Source organism: Vibrio sp. ZF57, from assembly GCF_001691235.1.
Classification (GTDB): Bacteria; Pseudomonadota; Gammaproteobacteria; order Enterobacterales; family Vibrionaceae; genus Vibrio; species Vibrio crassostreae_C.
In genome coordinates this window covers 1-3,843 of sequence record NZ_MAKD01000050.1, presented here as the reverse complement: position 1 = coordinate 3,843, position 3,843 = coordinate 1, and the positions used below count along the sequence as shown (strand labels likewise).

Annotated in this window: 1 tRNA gene and 2 rRNA genes; all 3 read right to left on the bottom strand. The window is 48.3% G+C overall.

Annotated elements, in window-relative coordinates:
• Nucleotides 1-129 precede the first annotated feature (129 nt).
• Nucleotides 130-245, bottom strand: a 5S ribosomal RNA gene (rrf, locus tag A6D97_RS05320).
• Nucleotides 246-379: 134 nt separating this feature from the next.
• Nucleotides 380-3,273: ribosomal RNA gene (locus A6D97_RS05315) — 23S ribosomal RNA — on the bottom strand.
• A 411-nt stretch (nt 3,274-3,684) separates the two neighbouring features.
• Nucleotides 3,685-3,760 (bottom strand) — tRNA-Val (locus tag A6D97_RS05310).
• Nucleotides 3,761-3,843: the final 83 nt, after the last annotated feature.

The window sequence follows — 3,843 nt, the reverse complement described above, 5'->3', positions numbered from 1 at the left end:
TCGACCACTCAGCCATCCCTCCAACAAATTGTCATCAACAGATTAGTACACTGTTGAGGTTGTTATTTGCTAATGCAAGTAACGATACCTTTTGTCTTCACCTTTCAAAAAAGTGAAAATAAATTTGGAGCCTGGCGATGTCCTACTCTCACATGGGGAAGCCCCACACTACCATCGGCGCTATTGTGTTTCACTTCTGAGTTCGGCATGGAATCAGGTGGGTCCACAATGCTATGGTCGCCAAGCAAATTTTGCTTTTACTTTCAGCTTTTTTAAAAACTGAAGGCAAAATAATTCGGAAAACTGATTTAAAAGTCTCTTTCAAACTCATTCAAGCGTTTGGTATTTCTTTGAGTCCACAAAACCCCTTGGGTGTTGTATGGTTAAGCCTCACGGGCAATTAGTACAGGTTAGCTCAATGCCTCGCAGCACTTACACACCCTGCCTATCAACGTCGTAGTCTACGACAACCCTTTAGGACACTTATAGTGCCAGGGAAAACTCATCTCAAGGCTCGCTTCCCGCTTAGATGCTTTCAGCGGTTATCGATTCCGAACTTAGCTACCGGGCAATGCCATTGGCATGACAACCCGAACACCAGAGGTTCGTCCACTCCGGTCCTCTCGTACTAGGAGCAGCCCCTTTCAATTTTCCAACGCCCACGGCAGATAGGGACCGAACTGTCTCACGACGTTCTAAACCCAGCTCGCGTACCACTTTAAATGGCGAACAGCCATACCCTTGGGACCGACTTCAGCCCCAGGATGTGATGAGCCGACATCGAGGTGCCAAACACCGCCGTCGATATGAACTCTTGGGCGGTATCAGCCTGTTATCCCCGGAGTACCTTTTATCCGTTGAGCGATGGCCCTTCCATTCAGAACCACCGGATCACTATGACCTGCTTTCGCACCTGCTCGAATTGTCATTCTCGCAGTCAAGCGGGCTTATGCCATTGCACTAACCACACGATGTCCAACCGTGTTTAGCCCACCTTCGTGCTCCTCCGTTACTCTTTGGGAGGAGACCGCCCCAGTCAAACTACCCACCAGGCACTGTCCGTAATCCCGATTCAGGGACCAACGTTAGAACATCAAAACTACAAGGGTGGTATTTCAAGGACGACTCCACCACATCTAGCGACGCGGTTTCATAGTCTCCCACCTATCCTACACATGTAGGTTCAATGTTCAGTGCCAAGCTGTAGTAAAGGTTCACGGGGTCTTTCCGTCTAGCCGCGGGTACACTGCATCTTCACAGCGATTTCAATTTCACTGAGTCTCGGGTGGAGACAGCGTGGCCATCATTACGCCATTCGTGCAGGTCGGAACTTACCCGACAAGGAATTTCGCTACCTTAGGACCGTTATAGTTACGGCCGCCGTTTACCGGGGCTTCGATCAAGAGCTTCGACCGAAGTCTAACCCCATCAATTAACCTTCCGGCACCGGGCAGGCGTCACACCGTATACGTCATCTTACGATTTTGCACAGTGCTGTGTTTTTAATAAACAGTTGCAGCCACCTGGTATCTGCGACTCTCGTCTGCTCCATCCGCAAGGGACTTCACTGATAAGAGCGTACCTTCTCCCGAAGTTACGGTACCATTTTGCCTAGTTCCTTCACCCGAGTTCTCTCAAGCGCCTTGGTATTCTCTACCCGACCACCTGTGTCGGTTTGGGGTACGATTCCTTACAATCTGAAGCTTAGAGGCTTTTCCTGGAAGCATGGCATCAATGACTTCACTACCGTAGTAGCTCGACATCGTATCTCAGCGTTAGTAGCGGTCCGGATTTACCTAAACCACCCGCCTACGTACTTGAACCTGGACAACCGTCGCCAGGCCCACCTAGCCTTCTCCGTCCCCCCATCGCAATTGTAAGAAGTACGGGAATATTAACCCGTTTCCCATCGACTACGCCTTTCGGCCTCGCCTTAGGAGTCGACTTACCCTGCCCCGATTAACGTTGGACAGGAACCCTTGGTCTTCCGGCGAGGGAGTTTTTCACTCCCTTTATCGTTACTCATGTCAGCATTCGCACTTCTGATACCTCCAGCAGCCCTTACAGACCACCTTCAACGGCTTACAGAACGCTCCCCTACCCCACATACCCTAAGGTACGTAGCCGCAGCTTCGGTGTATAGCTTAGCCCCGTTACATCTTCCGCGCAGGCCGACTCGACCAGTGAGCTATTACGCTTTCTTTAAATGATGGCTGCTTCTAAGCCAACATCCTGGCTGTCTGAGCCTTCCCACATCGTTTCCCACTTAGCTATACTTTGGGACCTTAGCTGGCGGTCTGGGTTGTTTCCCTCTCCACGACGGACGTTAGCACCCGCCGTGTGTCTCCCGGATAGTACTTACTGGTATTCGGAGTTTGCAAAGGGTTGGTAAGTCGGGATGACCCCCTAGCCTTAACAGTGCTCTACCCCCAGTAGTATTCGTCCGAGGCGCTACCTAAATAGCTTTCGGGGAGAACCAGCTATCTCCAGGTTTGATTGGCCTTTCACCCCTAGCCACAAGTCATCCGCTAATTTTTCAACATTAGTCGGTTCGGTCCTCCAGTTGATGTTACTCAACCTTCAACCTGCCCATGGCTAGATCACCTGGTTTCGGGTCTAATCCTAGCAACTGTACGCCCAGTTAAGACTCGGTTTCCCTACGGCTCCCCTAAACGGTTAACCTTGCTACTAAAATTAAGTCGCTGACCCATTATACAAAAGGTACGCAGTCACACCACGAAGGTGCTCCTACTGCTTGTACGTACACGGTTTCAGGTTCTATTTCACTCCCCTCACAGGGGTTCTTTTCGCCTTTCCCTCACGGTACTGGTTCACTATCGGTCAGTCAGTAGTATTTAGCCTTGGAGGATGGTCCCCCCATATTCAGACAGGATATCACGTGTCCCGCCCTACTCGTTTTCACTGATTATGATGTGTCGGTTACGGGGCTATCACCCTTTACTGCGAGACTTTCCAGACTCTTCACCTGCATCATTAAAAGCTTAAGGGCTAATCCAATTTCGCTCGCCGCTACTTTCGGAATCTCGGTTGATTTCTCTTCCTCGGGGTACTTAGATGTTTCAGTTCCCCCGGTTTGCCTCCTGTTGCTATGTATTCACAACAGGATACTTACTTATGTAAGTGGGTTTCCCCATTCAGGAATCCCAGACTCAAAAGGTTATTACTACCTAATCTGGGCTTATCGCAAGTTATTACGCCTTTCATCGCCTCTGACTGCCAAGGCATCCACCGTGTACGCTTAGTCACTTAACCATACAACCCGAAAGGGTTTCTATTTGCTTTCACTTTAAAAAGTGAAGACAAATAAGCGTATGGCAACTAACCAAGGTTTTTGGTTGTCATCAAGAAGGGTTAATTCTCAATGACTGTTTGCCGGACTCAATTTCGATTCAAACTAAGTTTGAATCACTCTTTATTTCCACTTTTAAAAAGTGAAGACAAAAAGCCAAGACACTTGAATGTGTTTGTTGTGTTTATACCGTTCTTATTAAATAAGAGCAGATAAACATTGAGAACTTTTAAATTTGATTGAATTACTCGTAAGTAAATCAATCAGTCAGCTTTCCAAATTGTTAAAGAGCAAGAGTTTTTAAAGCATTAAACTTTCAAAACCATTTTTAAATACACTCAGTTTTCTATTACTAAGAAAAGTGTGCTTAAAGATGGTGGGCGATACCGGGCTCGAACCAGTGACCCCCTGCTTGTAAGGCAGGTGCTCTCCCAACTGAGCTAATCGCCCATGATAGTTTTGATTCCTTCATGGAGAAAGAATGGTGGAGCTATGCGGGATCGAACCGCAGACCTCCTGCGTGCAAGGCAGGC